We start from the raw sequence: 19,554 nt of genomic DNA, 5'->3' as shown, positions 1-19,554 counted from the left end.
ACGCCAGCACCGGCGCCAGTGAAAACGGGCTCGGCCACGTCAGGCGCTCGGCGCGGATGCACGCGGGCAGCAGGTCGAGCTGGCGCGGGCTGCCAAACACTTGAGCAGCATTTAGCAAGGCCCGGCGCGCATTTTTGCCCAGACCGCTGAAGCCGTCTTCACCGATTCCCACAACTGTTAGCCAGGGCGACATGCCAATCCTCATTTCAAACAGCAGTTCGTTCATCCGGGATCAGGGCAAAAGGCCTGCGGATACAGGCCGCATGATAGCGCGCCTTGGCGCGCTAACTAAGTAGTGCCTTGCAACACTGTGGGCAGCGTAGCGTTCAGGGATAAGCCTATCCCTATTGCGAGCTGAACCATGAGCACCCCTTCCTTGCCTTTTTATGCCCCGCAAGCGCTGCACGACACCTATCTCAAAAGCCTCGACCTCGCCCAGACCAACGGCATTATCAATGCTGACGAAAAAGAGCGACTGGGTTCGCTGCTTCAAGACGATGCTGGCGCCAAAGCGGTTTATGCGTATTACCCGGTGTTGTCCCGCGACCATTACCGCCCGGTGCACTGGGTTGCCGGGCTGATCCTCAAGCTGGACCAGGCGCCGGCCTCGGCGGTGTTTTTATTCACCGCGCTCGGCAGGTTTGAGCGCTTCGCCACTAAAAGCGCGTTGCGAGAGGCCTTGCAACTGAAGTTGGACGGCCGTCAAGGGAGCGATGAGCTGCTGCGATTTTGCCCTGTTGATGTCCGTTTTTATTTAACCCAAACAGGCTCTCTGTCGCTGGTCACACGGCAAGTCTCGGGGCCTGTCATGGCCGGCGTGAGCCTGGCCATAGAGAGCTATCTACGCAGTTGCCAGGCGCAAACGCTGCAAGCGCTTGTCGAGCTGCCGACACTTCGCTCGGTGCTTGATGGGCGCGTGTCTGACGCGGTGATGAATGAGTTTGCGGGGCCGTTTACGGATGTCTTGAAGCTTCAGGTGCGCAGCACTCGGTTGGGGGGCAGCGCACTGACTGAGGGCGATGTGAATACCGCGAGCCTGAGTGCGATAGCGCTGGATTACTACCTGCAAGGAGGCTTTGAGGCGCATTACCGTCGTGAATACCTGGGCCTGCCAGAGGCCGTGGCTTCACTCAGTCCCAGTGATATTGAGCGGCGCTTCGAGCGAGTGCTCAGACAAGCCAGCGAGGGCTTGGCAGACAGTATGCGAGGCGCGTTACGTAACGCCTGGTGGCCAGCGTCACGGCCCCAACTTGCGCTGCATGATTATTGTGTTGCCCGCCAGGCAGATGTTTTTTATCACCAGACGGTGCAAGCCCTGCATGAGCAGAAGGTGACTGCAGCGCAATTTGCTCAGTTGCAGCACGTACTTTCAGGCACCTATAAGGACGTGCAGGCACAGGTTGCGCGGTTGGCCGTGTTTGACCCGGACAGGGGCGAGGTCGGCTTGTCCGGTGTGTTCTGCATCTTTTTTCCTGGGCTGAATTCACCCGTTTTTTTATTTGGCGGGGCTGAAGGCCTCCAACAGTTTGAAACACGTGCCCGGCTTAAAGACGCGATATTGTCGCCGTTGAGAGCCCCCGCCTTGTACGACTCCATTGCCCGTCATGCAGCGCTGGACCAACACGCGTTGCTCGCAGATATGCGAGAAATGAGTCTGAGTGTCGAAAACATTGATACGGATGTGTTCAGCGATTGTGTGCAAGGCATTCACAAAAAACAGGCCAGTGACTTCAACTTTTTGTTGAAAGAGTCCAAGGCCAGGCGTATTGCCCTGGCGGGGGTCGATCATGCGCTGGATGTCCGTGAGCTGGTTGATCAGGGGCTCTTGGCGCTGAACCCCCCGGAGCGCTGGAGCAGCCGATTCATGCCTCACACACATGAGTTGACCCTTACCCCGCGCAGCCAAGGTGGTCAGGCCGATCTGTTGAGTGTGAAGCTGCCCAGACTAGAAGCCCAGGTGGATGAGCTGTTACGTGATTGGCCCACTGCGAAGACGACTGCAACGGCTCGCCTGCAAACGCTGCTGGTTTCCCACGGGCATGCCCCCTCGGATGTGCACCGGCTTGAGGTTGAAGTATTTGATCAAGCGCCGCAGCCGGGCGTTGTACCCGTTCGCTCACTGTCGCTGGTCGAGGCACTTTTGGAGCGGGTGACAGGTTATCAGCCGTTGCCGCAGAACCCGGATTTGATTCACGTCGTGCTGGCGTCGCAGACAAGCGCAGAGCTCAAACCGACCGGGCTATTGGCCGCAACCCAGTTGCTGACGCTGCTGGAACAAGCGTCGCCGTCATTTGTGCAACTCATGGTGCAGCGCCAGTGGGCTTTTTTTCACGCCCCGTATCCAGGGCAGAGTCCTGATGCATTGGTAGACAGGCTCAGCACCTTGAGAATGGTCATGTTGCGGGCAGAGTTGCGTCTGCTTGGCCTGGAAAACCATCTTCAAGCCACTGATCGGGCTGTGGTTGGCGTGGTGTTGGGCAATCCGATCAGTGATCAGCGCCCGGCGCTGGATCAATTTGTGCCGGATGTGTTTGCGCCAAGCGTGTCTTTTAATGGTTCCGCAAGCCTGCTGGACATCACCAATTGCTTACTGTTTACCCAGCGTGGCGGCCTGGAATCAGACAATGCAGGGCGTGCCGTGTTCTGGGGGCCGGCCTGGGGCTTTGAAAGTTTTGAATCGGTGGACGCGTGCAAGGCTATGCTCGAAGCCCGCCTGATGGACAAGGGCTTGCGTTGGGGGCTACTGGCCCATGTGAATGCCTCAGAGCAGGCGCGGGTTGTCAGTTATCTGGAGGGCACATCACTGTGGCACCCGGCCGGGCAAAACGATTGGTTTTACTTCGAGCGCTTTGAGGAGGACTTCACTCGCCAGAGCCAGAATACCGTTATCAACCAGTTGCTGGCCGATACCCGCCATGTGTGCAGCCTTGCCGTGAAGACGCCCCTTTCGGCGCAGGGCTTTGAAAACAGTTTCAAGAGCCTGCTGCTGGCCGGCAGGGCGGGCGTGCAAGTGGCGCGTGTCAGCGAAATGGCACGTCTGCAACTGTTCAAGGCTTCGCTGCCTGAGTGGTTGAAGTCTGCCAGCGCCGCCGATCAGAAGGCTTATGCCGATGTCTTGCAACGGTATCAGCGCAGCACAGAGGCCGTGCAAAGTTATCTGCACAACATCCCGCAATTGTCGGTGTATTCCAATGCGTTGCTGACGGTGCGTCTGGATCTGGATTTTCCGGGCGCCAACCTGAACCCCGAGGCTATAGAGATCGCGATCGACACCTACCTCGCGGCCCCCGTGCCGCTCGGCAGCACTCCGTCATTTTTACCTGCTGCGAACACGCACAGTGTTCAGTCACTCACTCAGTTCGCTTTGAGCGGCCTGCATCTTATTAACGAGGGCGTGATGTTTGTGCGGTTACGAGAAGGTGGCGCGCTGCCCATCGCTTTGAATGCGCGTTATGTGCGCCGATTGGTGCGGGAGCTGGACCTTGGCACGCAATATCAGGGCCTTATAAAAACCATGCTGGCGCCTGGCCGGGAGGGCGTTGCTTTGCGTCAGCAGCAGTTTGCCGAGCAACTGGCCGTGCAGATGCTGGAGCAGGCCATGCGACAAAAACTGCAGGACCCGGAGTTTGAAACCGCCTACCGCTACATTTGCCATGTCGTCAGCATGCCTGACGGCGCGGCTCGCGAGGCTCTGGACCAGGTGTGCATCACTGTGCGGCCCTTTGAATTGATTGAAGAGCCCGGAGCCGATCCGGATCGAGTCAGGGGCGTCTATATCATTGGCCCGGTGGAGCCGCAGTCAGGCCCGCAGGTTCTCTGGATCACCTACAGCGAGCGCTTTACCTTCAAGGCTTACGCTAATGACGCGGCTTTGCTCAGCGATCTGGGCGTCAATACAGAGCTTCAGGCCGACATACTCCAACGCATCGCGCCCTATACCCGCAAAGTTTATGACCATGGTGGCTTTGTCGAGCCACATCTGGCGCGTTATGGGGATTCCTCGCTGAACTGGCTGCTGCTCAAGGCCTTGCCGCCGACTCTGGCCAGAACCCCGATTGCCGGCAATCTCTTCAGGGTGATGTACAAAGACAACTACGAAGCGTTGCTAACAATGGCTGCGGCGCAAACTGAAACCACTGCGCAGGCAGACTGGGAGGCGTTCAAGTATTTGATGTCGCTCGTCATCACCAGCGCCCTGATGTTCCTGCCCGCCAGACTCAATATTCCGTTGGTGGTCTGGCAATCACTGGGCTGGTTGACGCAAGGCGTCGAAGCCGCAAAAAAAGGCGATTGGGGCGAATCCGTGGCCGAGTTCGCAACGTTGCTCTCGCTGTGTGCCAGTGGTTATGGCGTGTCACGACCGCCATTGGCCAGTCATGCGCCAGTTGAACCAGTAATCGAACCGGTTCGCCTGACAGCTCAGCAACGCGCCGGGCTGGAACCCTTTCAGGTGCATGATGTGACGCTGCTGGATTTGCGCACAGAGCCTCAGACGCAGTTGTTCAGCCACCCAAAGACGAAGTTGCACTATGTGCATCTGGATGGCTGCCTGTTCCGGGTACAGGCCTGGCGCGATCGCTGGCGCATTGACATAGGTGAGGGCCGTGATGGCCCGCTGATTAAGCTCAATGCGCGCAAGCTCTGGGAGCTGGATCCCAATGAGCCGCTGCTCGGTGGCGGGCCGGTGATGTCGACCACGGCGGCGTTGGCCGATCGCATCACCCATGAGATCCAGGCGACGGGCATGGGCAGCATCCAGCGTCAGTTCCCGGATAAAGCCTTGGCCATTCGCGACGCCCACGCGCAAGCCGTCACTTATCTGGAGCGCTGCCAGAATGCCCTGCACACACTGAATGAACCTGGTGCCGACAATGCTGCGCATCGCGAGCTGATCAAGGATTTTTTTGATGTGCCGAACCTGGAAGCGCATTTGCTGGAGCGGCTGAATCACACCATAGAACCGATGTTGACGCGGTTTCTGCACCCTGACTTGTCGCCACTGACCTCCCGCCGCTATGTGGTATGCCGTTCGCGTTTCAACGACAAGGCGGTGGCCTGGATTCATCGCTGGGACACCGACAAACGCGTGTTCCTGAGTGAGCGTTTTTTCACCACGCTGTTCGACACACCTCAAGCCTTGAGCCATCCGTACCTCAAACCCACCGACCCGCCGTTTGCCGTCAATGCGCATTACCGCGCGTCTTTTCTGCTGCACGAAGTCAGCCATGGGGTGTTAAACACTGAAGACATCAACTACCTGAACCCCGGCTTTCCTTACGACGACTTGCTGGACGACACTAGCGAGTTTGGCAATCAGCTCAGATCGTTTAATCAAATTATTCAGGAGTGCCACTCACCCCACTTGCAGCCTGAGTACCTGTTTCAGCAATTTGATGTCGAGAAGCACACTTGGGCGGATATTCCGAGCAATCCGGGCAAGGCCAGGGTCAAGGCAATCACCGGGGTGCAGACCTTGGCTCAAGCCCGGTCTATCTTTACCGATGACCCGGTCAAACGGGTCGAATTGATGTTGGCCAATGCCGACACGGTGGTGCTGTTGATCACTCGATTGGGGCGTGTGCAGCCGGTTGTGCCTGAGGTGAGTACGCCGGTGTAGGCATTCCGTCCGGCAAGCTTTTCATGCGGTTGCCCAAAGCAGGCATAATGCGCGACCTGCAATAGCGCATTGCCTGCTCTGGACCGACACGTGCCCCTGCCATCTGAACTCTCAGCGACGTCTCCTGTACGCCCGACCGGGTGCCCGGGGTTGTTGCGCATCGTCCAGGCGATGGACGGCGGTATCTGCCGGGTCAAACTGGCGGGCGGCGTGATCACTGCGCAACAGGCGCGCGCCGTGGCCGACGTGGCGCAGCGCTATGGCAGTGGCGTGATTGAAGCCACCAATCGCAGCAACCTGCAAATTCGCGGGGTTGGCACTGAGCATGCCGCACTGGTTGAGCCATTGTTGGCGGCGGGGCTTGGGCCTGCCAATGCGGCCAGTGACGATGTGCGCAACTTGATGCTCAGCCCGACGGCCGGGATCGACCCGTATCAAACCCTCGACACCTGGCCTTTGGCGCGACAGATTCTGGCCAGCCTTGAGAGCACCCCGCGTTTTGCCGAGTTGTCGGCCAAATTTGCCGTGCAACTGGATGGCGCAGAAGCCTTGGCGATGCTGGAGCATCACCATGATCTGTGGCTGTCGGCGTTCGTGTGCAACGGCCAAACGTTGCTGGGGTTTGGCCTGGCGGGCTGCCCGGCGCACGATGCGCCGCTTGGGGCGGTGCCGCTGGCGTACGGGCATGAGCTGGTGATGGCCGTGCTCACGCTGTTTCTGGACGTGGCGCGCGCTGAGCAGACACGTATGCGTCATCTTTTAAAAGACCTCTCGGCGGCTGATTTTGTTGAGCAACTCGCGTTGCGCATGCCGGTACCCATTGCCCCGCTAACAGACTGGCGGCGTGACCGGCCGGTGCTGCAAAGCCCGATCGGTACTTATCCACAGCGTGAGCACGGGCGTGCCCACGTGGGCGCCGCGCCGGTGTTGGGGCGACTGGATGCGACGATGCTCAACGGCCTGGCGCAATTGGCCAGCGAGTATGGCAATGGCACTTTGCGCTTTACCCCTTGGCAAAGCGTGTTGCTGCCGGATGTGCGGGCCGAGGACGCGGCGTTGCTCACGCAACGCCTGCACGCATTGGGCCTGCTCTGCGAGGCGCAAGCCCCGCTGGCCCACTTGATTGCCTGTACCGGTTCCAGTGCTTGTGCCAAAGGGCTGGCGGACACCAAAGCGGATGCGCGTCATCTCGCGTCGCTGCTGTCACAGCCGCAGACGATTCACCTGACGGGCTGCCTGCGCGCTTGTGCAGCGGCCCATGTGGCGCCGGTCACTTTATTGGCCGTGGCGCCCGGTCATTACGACCTTTATTTACGCGCACCAGAGCACGCCGGTTTCGGTGTTCTGCGCGAACGCAATCTTACTATTGAAGCGGCGGGTGCTTGGCTTGAAGCCCGCCAACGGAGCAACACCGATGATTGATTACATCCGCGACGGTCAAGAGATCTATCGCAATTCGTTCGCCATTATTCGCGCCGAGGCCAACCTTGCGCACATTCCGGCGGACCTTGAAAAACTGGCCGTTCGGGTGATTCATGCATGCGGGATGGTCGATGCTGTCGAAGACCTGTGCTTCTCGCCGGGTGCCGGCAAGGCCGGACGCGATGCGTTGGCCGCTGGCGCGCCGATTCTGTGTGATGCGCGCATGGTGCTGGAAGGGGTGACGCGCACACGTTTGCCGGCCAACAACGCAGTGATCTGCACCCTCAAGGAAGACGGCGTTGCCGAGATGGCACGCGAGGCGGGCAACACCCGTTCTGCTGTCGCCCTGGAACTGTGGCGCCCATACCTGGAAGGCAGTGTGGTGGTGATTGGCAATGCGCCGACCGCGCTGTTTTACCTGCTGGAAATGATCGATGCCGGGGCGCCGAAGCCTGCGCTGATCCTTGGTTTTCCGGTGGGGTTCGTCGGTGCCGCCGAATCCAAGGCCATGCTCGCCGCAGACAGCCGTGGCATACCGTTCGTGGTGATGCAGGGCCGTCGTGGCGGCAGTGCGATGGCCGCTGCTGCCGTTAACGCCTTGGCGACGGAGATCGAATAATGGCGCAACCAGGACGTTTGATCGGTTTGGGCGTGGGCCCGGGCGATCCAGAGTTGATTACGGTTAAAGCCTTGCGCCTGCTGCGCGAATCGCCGGTGGTGGCGTACTTTGTGGCCAAAGGCAAAAAAGGCAACGCGTTCGGCATCATCGAAGCCCACCTGCAAGCGGCACAAACGCAAATGCCGCTGGTGTACCCGGTGACCACTGAAGTGCTGCCCGAGCCGCTGTCATATGAGCAGATCATCAGCGACTTCTATGACCAGGCCGCCGAAGAAGTTGCTGCGCACCTGCAGGCTGGCCGTGACGTGGCAGTGATCTGCGAAGGTGACCCGTTTTTCTACGGCTCTTACATGTACCTGCATGATCGCCTGGCGGAACGCTTTGAAGCCCAGGTTGTGCCGGGTGTGTGCTCGATGCTCGGTGGCGCGTCGGTACTGGGCGTGCCATTGGTGTACCGCAACCAGAGCCTGTCGGTGTTGTCGGGCGTGCTGCCCCACGATGATCTCAAGCGTCGCTTGGCCGATGCCGATGCGGCGGTGATCATGAAATTGGGCCGCAACTTTCATAAAGTGCGCGAAGTGCTGGCCGAACTGGGCCTGGCTGACCGTGCGCTGTACGTCGAGCGCGCGACCATGAGCAATCAGAAAATCGTCCCGCTTAATGACGTAGACCCGATGTCTTCGCCGTACTTCTCGCTGATCATCGTGCCCGGCGAACGGTGGCAAGGATGAGTCGCCCAGCCCCGGCCATTGTGATTCTGGGCAATGGCAGCCTGGCCACGGCGCGACGCATCCAGCAGCTTTATCCACAGGCCGTGATCCATGGCCTGGTGGATCGCGTTGACGGTGCGGATCGTACTTACAGCGACTTCGGCGCCAATCTGCGTCAGTTATATCAGCAGGACACGCCGATTATTGCGCTCTGCGCGGCAGGTATTGTGATCCGCACCCTCGCGCCCTTGTTGCTGGAAAAAGGTGCCGAGCCGCCGGTGCTGGCGGTTGCCGAAGACGCCAGCGCGGTAGTACCGCTGCTGGGCGGGCTGGGCGGCGTGAATGACTTGGCGCGTACCCTTGCGGCGGGTTTGGGGGTGGCGCCTGCCATCACCACCAGCGGTGAGCTGCGGTTTGGTACCTGCTTGCTGAACCCGCCCAGTGGCTATGCCTTAGGCGATCTGGAATTGGGCAAGCGCTTTGTCTCGGATTTGCTTGCCGGTGAGCCGGTGCGCATTGAAGGTGAGGCGCCCTGGTTGGCGCAGGCGCAATTGCCCGAAGACCAGCAAGCGCGTCTGGCGATTCACGTTGGCCATGCCGAGCGCGAGCCGTCGGCCAACGAACTGCTGATCTACCCGCGCAGCGTCCTGCTTAAAGTCGTGCAGGAAGTGTCGGCTCAGGAACTGCGCGACGCGTTGCATGAGGCGCAACTGGCCTGGCAATCCCTGGCCTGTGTGGTGGCCGATGACAGCCTTATGGCCAGTGCCGGGCTGCGCGAGGCGGCCAGCGAACTGGCGGTGCCACTGCGTTTTGTCAGCGCGGATGAGCCCGTCGTGGCAGCCGCCTGGCGTGAACTTGCCAATGGCGTGAGCGTGGGCGTGGCGGATACGCCGCTGGACCCGCAGCACATCGGGCGTGCACGCGGGCGTTTGGCCGTGATCGGCCTGGGCCCTGGTGCTGCCGAGTTAATGGTGCCCGCCGTGAAAGCCGAGCTGGCGCGGGCCAATGATGTGCTGGGGTACGAGACGTACGTGCGCATGGCCGGGCCGTTCCGGGCCGACCAAGTGCTGCACTGCACCGACAACCGTGAAGAAATGCAGCGTGCGCGTCACGCCTTTGAACTGGCGGCGCAAGGTCGCTCAGTGGTGGTGGTGTCTTCGGGGGATCCTGGCGTGTTTGCCATGGCGGCTGCTGTGCTTGAGGCCCTGCATGAGTCTACTGACCCGCAATGGCACAACGTCGATCTGGAGATCTTGCCGGGTGTCTCGGCGTCGCTGGCCACAGCGGCCCAGGCGGGTGCGCCTTTGGGCCATGACTTCTGCGTGATGTCGCTGTCGGACAACCTCAAGCCCTGGAGCATCATCGAAAAACGTCTCGACCTGGCCTCCCAGGCGGACCTGGCTTTGGCGTTCTACAACCCGATCTCCCGTTCTCGGCCTTGGCAATTGGGCGTGGCGCTGGAAATCGTCGCGCGACATCGTACGCCGCAAACGCCGGTGGTACTGGGTCGTGACATCGGTCGCCCCGGCCAGACGTTACGCGTCACCACCCTGGGGGAATTGACCCCGGAACAGGTCGATATGCGCACCATGGTCATTGTCGGGTCGTCCACCACCTGCACGTTCCCTCGAGCCGATGGCCGCGAGTGGGTATATACACCGCGTTGGTACGGCGACAAGCCTTGAGCGTGTGAATTAATTAAAAGGGGAGCTGCCTGTGCCTTGGCAGCCGATCGACCTTCTTTGGCCTCGTGACTTTTGGGTAGTTGTTTAAAAGATCACGAGGCCATGCTTTGGCAGGTGCTCATTCGTTTTTTAAAGGAATGAGAGTGTCTGAATATTCCTCAGTGTTTGTTAGTTAAGTCGCAGATGACTGTTGATAACGCTCATGCTGACCTGGGATATTGCCATTAAGTACTGGGTATATACTTTGAAATAAATGGCGCGCTTTGCAGGGGCGAGTATTCAAGAGGCGTGGGCGGTATATTGCTGAAAAAAAGTAATTGTTTAAGTTGAATTATTTCCTGGGTTGTTGTCTTTCGTTGATCAGGTATGCAGTGGACGCTTGAGGCTGGTGTGTCTAAGGTTTCAATTGTCTGCATTCGCAAGACAATTAATTTAACGGCCATGATGGCTGCAGGGATAAATGATATGGATATTAAAGATTTTAGTGATGAGGCCTGTGTTGATTTTATTAAAAGCCTGGAGATTCCGGTAGTTGAGCCTGCGATGTTTACTCGCTCTCTACGGCTGATGGCTCGCTCCGGTAGGGATATTGATGGTCCTGCTAAGAATATTGATAGTAACGAGGACAGTGCTTTTGTAGCAGGTAACAGCGTCGTCTCGTTTGTTGGAGGTTTGGAGCCACAGCTAAAACAGGACGTAATGGATAGCGTGTTGTTTGCACAGTTGGCAGCAGATAAAAAATTCCCCAATAAAGACACGCATCGTGTTGAGCGATACAACCTGTACAACCAGATTCTATCGTACTGCGGTTGGACAACGACCAACGAGTCCATGCATAAAGTGACCGGTCTGAAGCAGAAATTTACAATGGACCAAGTTGCGCTGGAAATAATTGCAAGTGTCGTGGGTCCAAATAAAGCGGTGCTGGAGATTGTGGCCATGGTGTTTGGTGCTCTGGCCAAAAGCCCCAAGGCGCTTAGTCTGTTTGAAAATCAGGCAAAGGGTGTTGATGCGGGTAACTTTCAGATCCTGCCATGTATCGCAACGAGTGATGGTGAAGTGATTATGATAAAAACCTGCATGCAGTTCAGTTCGTCAAAACGCGTGACGAAAGTTCTTTTTTGGGAGTGGAGTAGCAACGATGTGAGCTTGTACACTGCCGCCAGTAACACAACGCTTAATCGGCGCCAGTATGGAGCCGTTCGTAATACCATTATGGATAAGCTCGGCACTTCGGGAAAAAACTTTATCGAAAATATTGATATTGATATTTAACTCAGGCGCAGCAAGGAGTTTGTGACGATGGAAGAGTCTAATAAAGTCTATGTCAATGCCGGCATACTCGCGATGTGCCTGCCCGGTACCGTGCTCACAGCGCAGCAGCAAGAAGACGTCATGAACTCGTTGTTATTTGCGGAGTTGAGTGCCCGTGTAAAGCACCCGCAAGCACAGCACAATACGGAACGTGAGCAGGCTGTTCAACGGATGCTGGATAACTTGTGCTGGATTCGTTTAAACCAACCTGGCGTTGTATCGAAAGCTTCACGGACCTTGACGGTGGTTGATGTTGTAACGGCTAAAAGCCTGAGTATGTTTCCCTCTCGAGTCAGTTCAGGTTTTATTGAATTGTTGAAAAAACTCAAGTTTTTGCCGTCTCAAAAGGCGTTGGATGTTTGGTATGAAAAAACGGTTTCACCCGTTCATTCTGAGCATTCGGCCAGCACTGATTGCCCAGTTCCTGATGTGTTTAATGTGTGCGTGAAGTTCGCTATTTTAGATGCAAAGGGTGTTCTTCATACCTTGATGTTGGCGTTTACCACACGCACAAAATTATTAAATAATTACCTTTCTCAGACGATCGCGATCGAAGAAAGTGCAGGGCTGCACGTCCAAGCCTACACCTATGAGCAAAATGCACAGTGCTTCTCTCGTTTGCGTGAGTCGGTCGCTGAAAAACTGAAGAGCAAAAAAAATCAGTATGTACTGCCTTGGGCTTGCTCTGCTGATGGCCATTGCCCTCCTGTCATCACTCAACAAGGTCTTTGATAGTGCTATGAACGCGAAAATGATTGGCAGCACGCTCACGTCTTTTGTCGGGGAAGTGTCCGAAGCCAGCAAGCAGGATATTCAAGACTGTTTGCTCTATGCGCAATTGTATGCCGACAGGGGAGGGGGGGCAGGGACGTGGCCGTCAAACTATCAATATGCTCTGCTTAGCCTTGGTTTTTCGCTTAAGGCCTACATTATTGAGCAGCCATTATTGATTTCGGATGCTCACCAAGTTCGCGATTACAAAGTGCAGGTGGCAGGTGTGGGTAACTCTGAGCGCCTGGCCAATCTGCTGGGTGTACTATTTGACACTCTTCACTTGGAACGTGATGCCTTAAGTTATTTGAATGAGCCGCCCATTGCGGCACATGCCACCCACTATCAGTGTGTGCCGTGTGAGAGGACCCAGCAGGGTGAGTTAGTGGTTTTTGTATGTGCTCTGCAACTCAGTTGTACCCCTCATGATAAGAACCCGGCACTGACCTTTGTGCGTTTGAATTCAAAGGGTGGCAGTTTTCAATTTGATGCGGCTGTATATGCAGCAATGAAAAATGAAGTTCAGGATGTTATTCGTGATTTTACGAATACAATGATCCAAAACGTGGAACTGTAAAAAAAACACTGCCCATGGCTGTCAAGCATGGGCAGTGCCAATTTATTTAGGGCGCCAAGTAGCCTTTTATCCCGGTAAAGATAATTTGCGCCGCCAGCGCACACACGAATAGCCCCATCAAACGGCTGATAATCTGCAAGCCCTGCTCGCCGACAATGCGTTCGATCCTGTTGGACAAATACAGCACCAACCCGACGGTGAGGCTGGCCATGACAATACTGGTGATCGCCATCAGCTTGTCATCCCAGTGAGGCTGGCTGACGCCCATCACCAGCAACGCACCAATGGTACCGGGGCCAACGGTGATCGGAATGGTCAGCGGCACAATGGTGACGTCTTGCTGAACATTGTCGCTTTGCACGGCAGACTTGCCTTGGGCCATGCCCAGCGCCGAGATGAACAACACACTGCCGGCGCCAATGCGGAAGGCATCGACAGTGATGCCGAAAACGCTAAAAATCATGCGTCCGAACAGGTAGAGCAACACGCTGGAAATCACGGTTGCCAGCGCTACTTTCCATGCCAGGCGGCCACGCTCCTTGTTCGAGTAACCGCGTGTCAGGCTGATAAAACACGACAGTACGAAGAACGGGCTGTAGAGCACCAGCATCTTCAAGTACACACTGAACAAAACATGCAGCATGGTCTGAGCTCACATCGCAGGAAGTCGTCGAAAGTCTATCAGGGGTTTGGCGGTCTGTCGGGCGGTGTTAAAAAGCCCAGTCGACTACAGCGACACACTCTGTAGGAGCGAGCTTGCCTCGCGATCTTTTGAACTTGAAAAGATCGCAGCCTTCGTACCTCGGCAGCGACTACAACTACCCTACGACGGCTGCGCCTGAGACTGTCGCAGCTCGCGCTGCACCACCCAGTACTCAACCAGCTCGCGCAGTTGCGACAGTTCGACTGGCTTGGCCATGTGGCCGTCCATGCCGGCCTGACGTGCGCGTTCTTTGTGCTCAGTCAGAATATGCGCGGTCAAGGCAACCACCGGGGTGCGGACGCGCTGGTGGCTGACTTCCCAGGCGCGTAATTGCTCGGTGGCTGAAAAGCCGTCCAGTACCGGCATTTCGCAATCCATGAGCACCAGGTCGTAACGCTGCGCTTTCATGGCCTGCAGCGCTTCTTCGCCGTTGGAGGCTGTGTCCGGGTGCAAGTTGAGTTTGCTCAACATGCCACGAATCACCTTGGTCGAAATGTTGTTGTCTTCGGCCACCAGAATTCGGAAGTTGCCGGGCACGCTAAGGGGCGCTGACGGGCCGCTGCCCAAGGGCGGCGTGACGCCAAGGCCATTGTTGCGTTGGGTCAACTCGTCGGCCAAGGTGGTTTTCAGGGTATAGCCCGCCACCGGTTTGGCCAGGATGCGCTTGATGCCGCAGTTGCGCGCAATGATCTTGCTCGGCGCATTACTGATGCCCGTGAGCATCACCAGCAAAATATCGTGGTTCAGGCTTGGGTCTTCTTTGATCTTGGCGGCCAGTTGCATGCCGGTCATGCCCGGCATGTTCTGGTCCAGCAAAACAATGTCGAAGTAGTCGCGCAAGTGCGCCTTGGTGCGCAGCAAGGCCAGCGCCTCTTTGCCCGAGGCGGCGGCGCTGACATTCAGGCCCCACGCCGAACACTGCTGCACCAGTACTTTGCGGCAGGTGTCGTTGTCATCCACCACCAGCACGCGGGCGCCTTTGAGCGGGCTGTCCAGGTCCGAGGTGGGATGCTCAAGCAACTGTGGGTCCAGCGGCAGGGTGAGCCAGAAATTGGTGCCCTTGGTTTGCCCGGTTTTGATACCGAACTCGCCGCCCATCAGGGTGATCAACTGACGGGCAGTGACCAGACCCAGATGGCCGCCCAGGCGGGTGGCGGCGAGGAAGTTTTTGCTGTGCAGTTCGGCGTGCAGCAGTGCCTCGCGCTCTTGCTCATCCATCGGTTGGCCCGAGTCTTGAACGGCGATGCGTAAGCGCGGGGCATCACTGCGCTCTTCTAGCGCAACTACGATGAGGATCTCGCCTTCGTCGGTTTTTTTCAGGGCGCTTTCCAGCAGGCTCAACAGGGTTTGACGCAAGCGCGTAGGGTCGCCATTGATCACCCGAGGTACTTGCGGCTGAATAAAGCTGATGAGTTCGACGTTTTGCTGCTCGGCCTTGGTGCGGAAAATACTCAGGCAGTCATCGATCAGTGCATTCAGGTCGAACTGCACGTCGTCCAGTTCGATCTGCCCCGACTCCAGCTTGGAGATGTCGAGGATTTCGTTGATCAGCGTGAGCAGTTCGTTGCCGGCGCTGTGGATAGTTTGTACGTAATCACGTTGCTTGACGGACAGCGGCGTGCCGAGCAGCAGCTCTGTCATGCCCAGCACTCCGTTCATTGGCGTACGGATCTCATGGCTAATCTTGGACAGGAACTCGGCCTTGGCATTGATCTCGGCGTTGCTGGCGGCGAGGTCGCAACTCAGGTTGAGCTGGTCTTCGGTGATGCTCCGCGTTCGTTCACTCAGCGCGATGCCCATCAGCAGGCCGCTGAGACACACCACCGCCATCAGGGCCAGTACCAGCTCTTGCGGGGCGATCAGGGTCAACCCTAGCAAGGCGGGCAGGATCAGCAGGGTGCCAATGTTGAAAATGATCATCGCCACGACAAACAAACGCGCCGGGCGGTAGCCCTGCTGCAAGTGGTAACTGGCCACCAGCAGAATGCTCAGGCTGGTCAGGGCGACCAGCATGTAGGTGGTCAGGTTCAGCGGCAGGCTGTTGAAGAACAGCAGTAACAAGCCACACAGGCCTACGATCAGGATGTCGATCAGCAGCAGTTTATGCAGCGGGTGCGGCCCACGGCTGGAGAAGAAGCTGTAGGTGAACATCAACCCGCACGGTGCGGTGAGGATCAGTGCCAGATAGGCGCCAGGGGTTTGCCAGCTGTGCCATTGCGGGAACCACGGGCTGAGCAGGTTTAAAAAGAGCGCCGAACTGGCCAGCAGCAAGGTCTCGCACAGTGCCAGCCACAGGCAACTGATGGTGCGTGTGAAGGCAAAGCGGATCAGGTTGTGCAACACCAGCATGGCGATGCCGCCCAGCAGTAGTCCGTACAGCAGGGTGGTGCCTTGGTCTGCTGCGAGGACAACGGCGGTACTGAGGGTAATGTGCGGGCGCAGTTGGTGTTCAGACTCCATGCGCAGGTAAACATCCAGAGGCTGATCGCTCTGGGGTAGCGGTAACAGGTAGTCGCTGCTGGACAGTGGTTTTTCGCTTTGTGGCAGGGTGTTGCCGGTGGTCACTTCGGTAATCAGTTTGTGATCATCGAGGACATACAAATCAAGGCGTGAGAGGTCGGGGGCGAACACCCGCAGGATCTGCTCATGCTGGTCGGGCTGTAAGCGGAACTTCAGCCACAGGGCTTCGCCGGGTTCGGCAGCCACCATGTTTTCAAGTTCGATGGAGGTGAACTGGCTGTTCAATCGTGCTGAGCGCACATCGCTCAGTTGCAGGTCGCCTTGCGGGTCGGACAGCATGGACCAGCTGCCACCTGATGCGGCATGAGCCGGCATCAGGCAGAGCAGGGTTGTCAGCAGGCTGACAGTTATTCCTATGGCGATCCTAAGCCAGCGCACGGTGAAATCCCTTCGTCGATTGTTGCAAGTCGGTCACTATGCGCGGCGCTGGAAGAGTTAGGCAAGGCTGATCCATCCCCGTCTATCCATATGGATAGACTTGTTACTGGGATTCACCGCGTTCGCGTGCAATGGCTCGGTAGCCAATGTCATGACGGTAGAAACAGCCGTCCCACTCGATGGCTTTGGCCAGGGCGTAGGCTTGCTTTTGCGCCGCCTCAACCGTGTCGCCCATTGCCGTTGCACACAGCACGCGACCACCTGAGGTGACCACTTCGCCTGCTGCATTCAGCGCGGTGCCCGCGTGGAATACTTTGCCTTCCAGTTTCGCTGCAGCGTCCAGTCCGTGGATTACAGCGCCTTTAGTGTAGTCTGCCGGATAACCACCTGCCGCCAGCACAATGCCCAAACTTGGACGTGGATCCCATTGTGCTTCAACTTTATCCAGCGCTTGAGCCAAAGCGGCTTCAATCAGCAGCACCAGGCTCGATTGCAGACGCAGCATGACCGGTTGAGTCTCCGGGTCGCCGAAGCGGCAGTTGAACTCGATGACTTTCGGGTTGCCGGCTTTGTCGATCATCAGACCGGCATACAGGAAGCCGGTGTAGACGTTGCCTTCTTCAGCCATGCCGCGCACGGTCGGCCAGATCACCTGGTCCATCACGCGCTGGTGAACTTCAGCGGTGACCACTGGAGCAGGCGAGTAAGCGCCCATGCCGCCGGTGTTCGGGCCGGTGTCGCCGTCGCCGACGCGTTTGTGGTCCTGGCTGGTGGCCATAGGCAAGACGTTCTTGCCGTCGACCATCACGATGAAGCTGGCTTCTTCGCCGTCGAGGAACTCTTCGATCACCACACGCGAACCGGCTTCGCCGAAAGCGTTGCCAGCGAGCATGTCGCGCACGGCGTCTTCGGCTTCAGCCAAGGTCATGGCGACGATCACGCCTTTGCCCGCAGCCAGGCCGTCAGCCTTGATCACGATCGGCGCGCCAACCTTTTGCAGGTAAGCCAGCGCTGGCTCGATCTCGGTGAAGTTCTGGTAATCGGCGGTCGGGATCTTGTGGCGAGCCAGGAAGTCCTTGGTGAACGCTTTCGAGCCTTCCAGCTGAGCGGCGCCAGCGGTCGGGCCAAAGCAATCCAGGCCACGGGAGCGGAACAGATCAACCACACCGGCTACCAACGGGACCTCTGGACCAACGATGGTCAGGGCAACGTTCTTCTCGGCAAAATCAGCCAGTTGCTCAAGGGCCAGCACGTCGATAGCAACGTTTTCGCACTTGGCTTCAATGGCGGTGCCAGCGTTGCCAGGGGCAACGAATACTTTAGCGACACGCGGGTCCTGCGCTACTTTCCAGGCCAGTGCGTGTTCACGGCCACCGCTGCCAATGATCAAAACATTCATTTCAAAAACCTCGGATGACGCTGAATTCTGTTTAGAACCTAAAGCGTTTAACGCTTCAGGAGGTTGTAATGAAGCCGGTAGATGCAAGGCGGAGTCGACCTCGATGAGCGGAGTTGCCTTTTGGCAATGAGCATCATCGAGGTCGGCTCCAACGCAGCAGATGCCGGGTTCAGTACGACCGTCGTCTGGTTAGTGACGGAAATGGCGCATGCCGGTGAACACCATGGCAATGCCCGCTTCGTCAGCGGCGGCGATTACTTCGTTGTCGCGCATCGAGCCACCTGGCTGGATCACTGCGGTGATACCGGCTTTGGCAGCATTGTCGATGCCGTCACGGAACGGGAAGAATGCGTCCGATGCCATCACCGCACCTTGTACCTGCAAGCCTGCGTGCTCAGCCTTGATGGCGGCAATGCGGGCCGAGTTTACGCGGCTCATCTGGCCTGCGCCTACACCGATGGTCTGACGGCCTTTGGCGTAAACGATGGCGTTGGATTTAACGTACTTGGCCACTTTCCAGGCGAAGATCAGGTCGTTGATCTCTTGCTCGGTCGGTGCGCGCTTGGTCACCACTTTGAGGTCTTCGCTGCCGATCATCTGGATGTCACGGCTTTGCACCAGCAGGCCGCCGTTGACGCGCTTGAAGTCCCAGGCCGGTGTGCGCTCTGCGCTCCACTCGCCGCAGGCCAGCAGGCGCACGTTGGCTTTGGCGGCCACGATGGCGCGGGCTTCTTCGCTCACCGACGGGGCGATGATCACTTCAACGAATTGACGCTCAACAATGGCCTTGGCCGTTTCGGCGTCCAGCTCACGGTTGAAGGCGATGATGCCGCCGAACGCCGACTCGGTGTCCGTCGCGTAAGCCAGTTCGTAGGCCTGACGGATGCCGCCTTCGTTGTCCGGGCTGACCGCCACGCCACACGGGTTGGCGTGCTTGACGATCACGCAAGCCGGTTTTACGAAGCTCTTCACGCACTCCAGCGCAGCGTCGGTGTCAGCTACGTTGTTGAACGACAGCTCTTTACCTTGCAGTTGGGTCGCGGTGGCGATGCCGACTTCGGCAGGCTTGGCCTCAACGTAGAACGCCGCGCTCTGGTGCGGGTTCTCGCCGTAGCGCATTTCTTGCGCCTTGATGAACTGGCTGTTGAAGGTGCGCGGGAACTGGCTGCGGCCTTCGGTGCTGAGGGTTTCTGCCGCCTGGTTCACGGTGCCCATGTAGTTGGCGATCATGCCGTCGTAAGCGGCGGTGTGTTCGAACGCCTTGAGCATCAGGTCGAAACGCTGTGCGTAGGTCAGGCCGCCGGCCTTGAGGTTTTCAAGGACGCTGGCGTAGTCGCTGGCATTCACCACGATGGCCACGTCTTTGTGGTTTTTGGCGGCGGAGCGAACCATGGTCGGGCCGCCGATATCGATGTTTTCGATCGCGGTTGGCAGGTCGCAGCCTGGCTTGTTGATGGTGGCTTCGAACGGGTAGAGGTTAACGGCCACCAGGTCGATCGGCTTGATGCCGTGCTCGTTCATGATGTCGTCGTCAATGCCGCGACGACCGAGGATACCGCCGTGGATTTTCGGGTGCAGGGTCTTCACCCGACCGTCCATCATTTCCGCAAAACCTGTGTAGTCCGCCACTTCAACAGCGGCAACACCGTTGTCTTGCAGCAGCTTGAACGTACCACCGGTGGAGAGGATCTCGACGCCGAGGGCTTCCAGTTCACGGGCGAAATCAAGGATTCCGGTTTTATCGGAAACGCTGATTAGAGCGCGGCGGATCGGCAGGCGGGTAGTCTGGTCGGTCATCTCGATTTCCATCAAAAGCAAAGGAGTCAGCAAAAAAGGCGG

The 19,554-nt window shown here is 57.9% G+C and carries 12 protein-coding genes and 1 pseudogene; 8 read left to right on the top strand and 5 right to left on the bottom strand.

Annotated features, from left to right (window positions below; translation table 11 throughout):
* Window positions 1-193: pseudogene (locus tag GHO32_RS20830) on the bottom strand (cobalamin biosynthesis bifunctional protein CbiET); the annotation flags it as partial.
* 168 nt (window positions 194-361) lie between these two features.
* On the opposite strand from GHO32_RS20830, the gene GHO32_RS20825 reads away from it, so the two are divergent.
* The 8 genes from GHO32_RS20825 to GHO32_RS20790 all read left to right on the top strand — a co-directional run bounded on the left by GHO32_RS20825 (window position 362) and on the right by GHO32_RS20790 (window position 12,715).
* Entirely contained in the window at window positions 362-5,617 is a 5,256-nt protein-coding gene (locus GHO32_RS20825; RefSeq protein ID WP_153336802.1) for a dermonecrotic toxin domain-containing protein, read from the top strand.
* A 90-nt stretch (window positions 5,618-5,707) separates the two neighbouring features.
* On the top strand, window positions 5,708-7,039 hold the full coding sequence (cobG, locus tag GHO32_RS20820; protein ID WP_371924581.1) for a precorrin-3B synthase: 1,332 nt from the start codon (window positions 5,708-5,710) through the stop codon (window positions 7,037-7,039).
* A complete protein-coding gene (locus tag GHO32_RS20815) occupies window positions 7,032-7,658 on the top strand; it encodes a precorrin-8X methylmutase (protein WP_123751209.1) in 627 nt (208 codons plus the stop codon). The genes cobG and GHO32_RS20815 overlap by 8 nt, the downstream gene beginning before the upstream one ends.
* Window positions 7,658-8,389 (top strand): precorrin-2 C(20)-methyltransferase, encoded by a 732-nt coding sequence (locus GHO32_RS20810; protein WP_153336804.1) that lies wholly within the window; start codon window positions 7,658-7,660, stop codon window positions 8,387-8,389. The genes GHO32_RS20815 and GHO32_RS20810 overlap by 1 nt, the downstream gene beginning before the upstream one ends.
* Window positions 8,386-10,053: a precorrin-3B C(17)-methyltransferase gene (gene cobJ / locus GHO32_RS20805; protein ID WP_153336805.1), complete on the top strand. Its 1,668-nt coding sequence runs from the start codon at window positions 8,386-8,388 to the stop codon at window positions 10,051-10,053. The genes GHO32_RS20810 and cobJ overlap by 4 nt, the downstream gene beginning before the upstream one ends.
* Window positions 10,054-10,419: 366 nt before the next feature.
* A complete protein-coding gene (locus GHO32_RS20800) occupies window positions 10,420-11,328 on the top strand; it encodes a hypothetical protein (protein ID WP_153336542.1) in 909 nt (302 codons plus the stop codon).
* 27 nt (window positions 11,329-11,355) lie between these two features.
* On the top strand, window positions 11,356-12,099 hold the full coding sequence (locus GHO32_RS20795; protein ID WP_153336541.1) for a hypothetical protein: 744 nt from the start codon (window positions 11,356-11,358) through the stop codon (window positions 12,097-12,099).
* Entirely contained in the window at window positions 12,059-12,715 is a 657-nt protein-coding gene (locus GHO32_RS20790; RefSeq protein WP_153336540.1) for a hypothetical protein, read from the top strand. The genes GHO32_RS20795 and GHO32_RS20790 overlap by 41 nt, the downstream gene beginning before the upstream one ends.
* Before the next feature lie 46 nt (window positions 12,716-12,761).
* Here GHO32_RS20790 and GHO32_RS20785 read toward each other — a convergent pair whose 3' ends face one another.
* The 4 genes from GHO32_RS20785 to purH all read right to left on the bottom strand — a co-directional run bounded on the left by GHO32_RS20785 (window position 12,762) and on the right by purH (window position 19,512).
* On the bottom strand, window positions 12,762-13,358 hold the full coding sequence (locus tag GHO32_RS20785; protein WP_153336539.1) for a MarC family protein: 597 nt from the start codon (window positions 13,356-13,358) through the stop codon (window positions 12,762-12,764).
* Window positions 13,359-13,538: 180 nt separating this feature from the next.
* A complete protein-coding gene (locus tag GHO32_RS20780) occupies window positions 13,539-16,316 on the bottom strand; it encodes a response regulator (protein ID WP_368668416.1) in 2,778 nt (925 codons plus the stop codon).
* 103 nt (window positions 16,317-16,419) lie between these two features.
* Complete coding sequence (purD, locus tag GHO32_RS20775; protein WP_153336538.1) at window positions 16,420-17,715, bottom strand: phosphoribosylamine--glycine ligase; 1,296 nt, start codon at window positions 17,713-17,715, stop codon at window positions 16,420-16,422.
* 189 nt (window positions 17,716-17,904) lie between these two features.
* On the bottom strand, window positions 17,905-19,512 hold the full coding sequence (gene purH / locus GHO32_RS20770; protein ID WP_153336537.1) for a bifunctional phosphoribosylaminoimidazolecarboxamide formyltransferase/IMP cyclohydrolase: 1,608 nt from the start codon (window positions 19,510-19,512) through the stop codon (window positions 17,905-17,907).
* Window positions 19,513-19,554 lie beyond the last annotated feature (42 nt).

Origin of the sequence: Pseudomonas sp. FSL R10-2189, from assembly GCF_009600325.1 — a bacterium.
GTDB classification, from domain to species: Bacteria; Pseudomonadota; Gammaproteobacteria; order Pseudomonadales; family Pseudomonadaceae; genus Aquipseudomonas; species Aquipseudomonas helleri.
Note: the sequence above shows the minus strand (reverse complement) of the source record. Positions and strands in the feature narration are given on the sequence as shown.

Excerpts from the sequence above, each read along its gene's own strand:
- GHO32_RS20810 (WP_153336804.1), top strand. The coding sequence starts at position 7,658 with ATGGCGCAACCAGGACGTTTGATCGGTTTGGGCGTGGGCCCGGGCGAT.
- GHO32_RS20785 (WP_153336539.1), bottom strand. The coding sequence starts at position 13,358 with ATGCTGCATGTTTTGTTCAGTGTGTACTTGAAGATGCTGGTGCTCTAC.
- cobJ (WP_153336805.1), top strand. The coding sequence starts at position 8,386 with ATGAGTCGCCCAGCCCCGGCCATTGTGATTCTGGGCAATGGCAGCCTG.
- purD (WP_153336538.1), bottom strand. The coding sequence starts at position 17,715 with ATGAATGTTTTGATCATTGGCAGCGGTGGCCGTGAACACGCACTGGCC.
- GHO32_RS20825 (WP_153336802.1), top strand. The coding sequence starts at position 362 with ATGAGCACCCCTTCCTTGCCTTTTTATGCCCCGCAAGCGCTGCACGAC.
- GHO32_RS20795 (WP_153336541.1), top strand. The coding sequence starts at position 11,356 with ATGGAAGAGTCTAATAAAGTCTATGTCAATGCCGGCATACTCGCGATG.
- purH (WP_153336537.1), bottom strand. The coding sequence starts at position 19,512 with ATGACCGACCAGACTACCCGCCTGCCGATCCGCCGCGCTCTAATCAGC.
- GHO32_RS20815 (WP_123751209.1), top strand. The coding sequence starts at position 7,032 with ATGATTGATTACATCCGCGACGGTCAAGAGATCTATCGCAATTCGTTC.
- GHO32_RS20790 (WP_153336540.1), top strand. The coding sequence starts at position 12,059 with ATGGCCATTGCCCTCCTGTCATCACTCAACAAGGTCTTTGATAGTGCT.
- GHO32_RS20800 (WP_153336542.1), top strand. The coding sequence starts at position 10,420 with ATGCAGTGGACGCTTGAGGCTGGTGTGTCTAAGGTTTCAATTGTCTGC.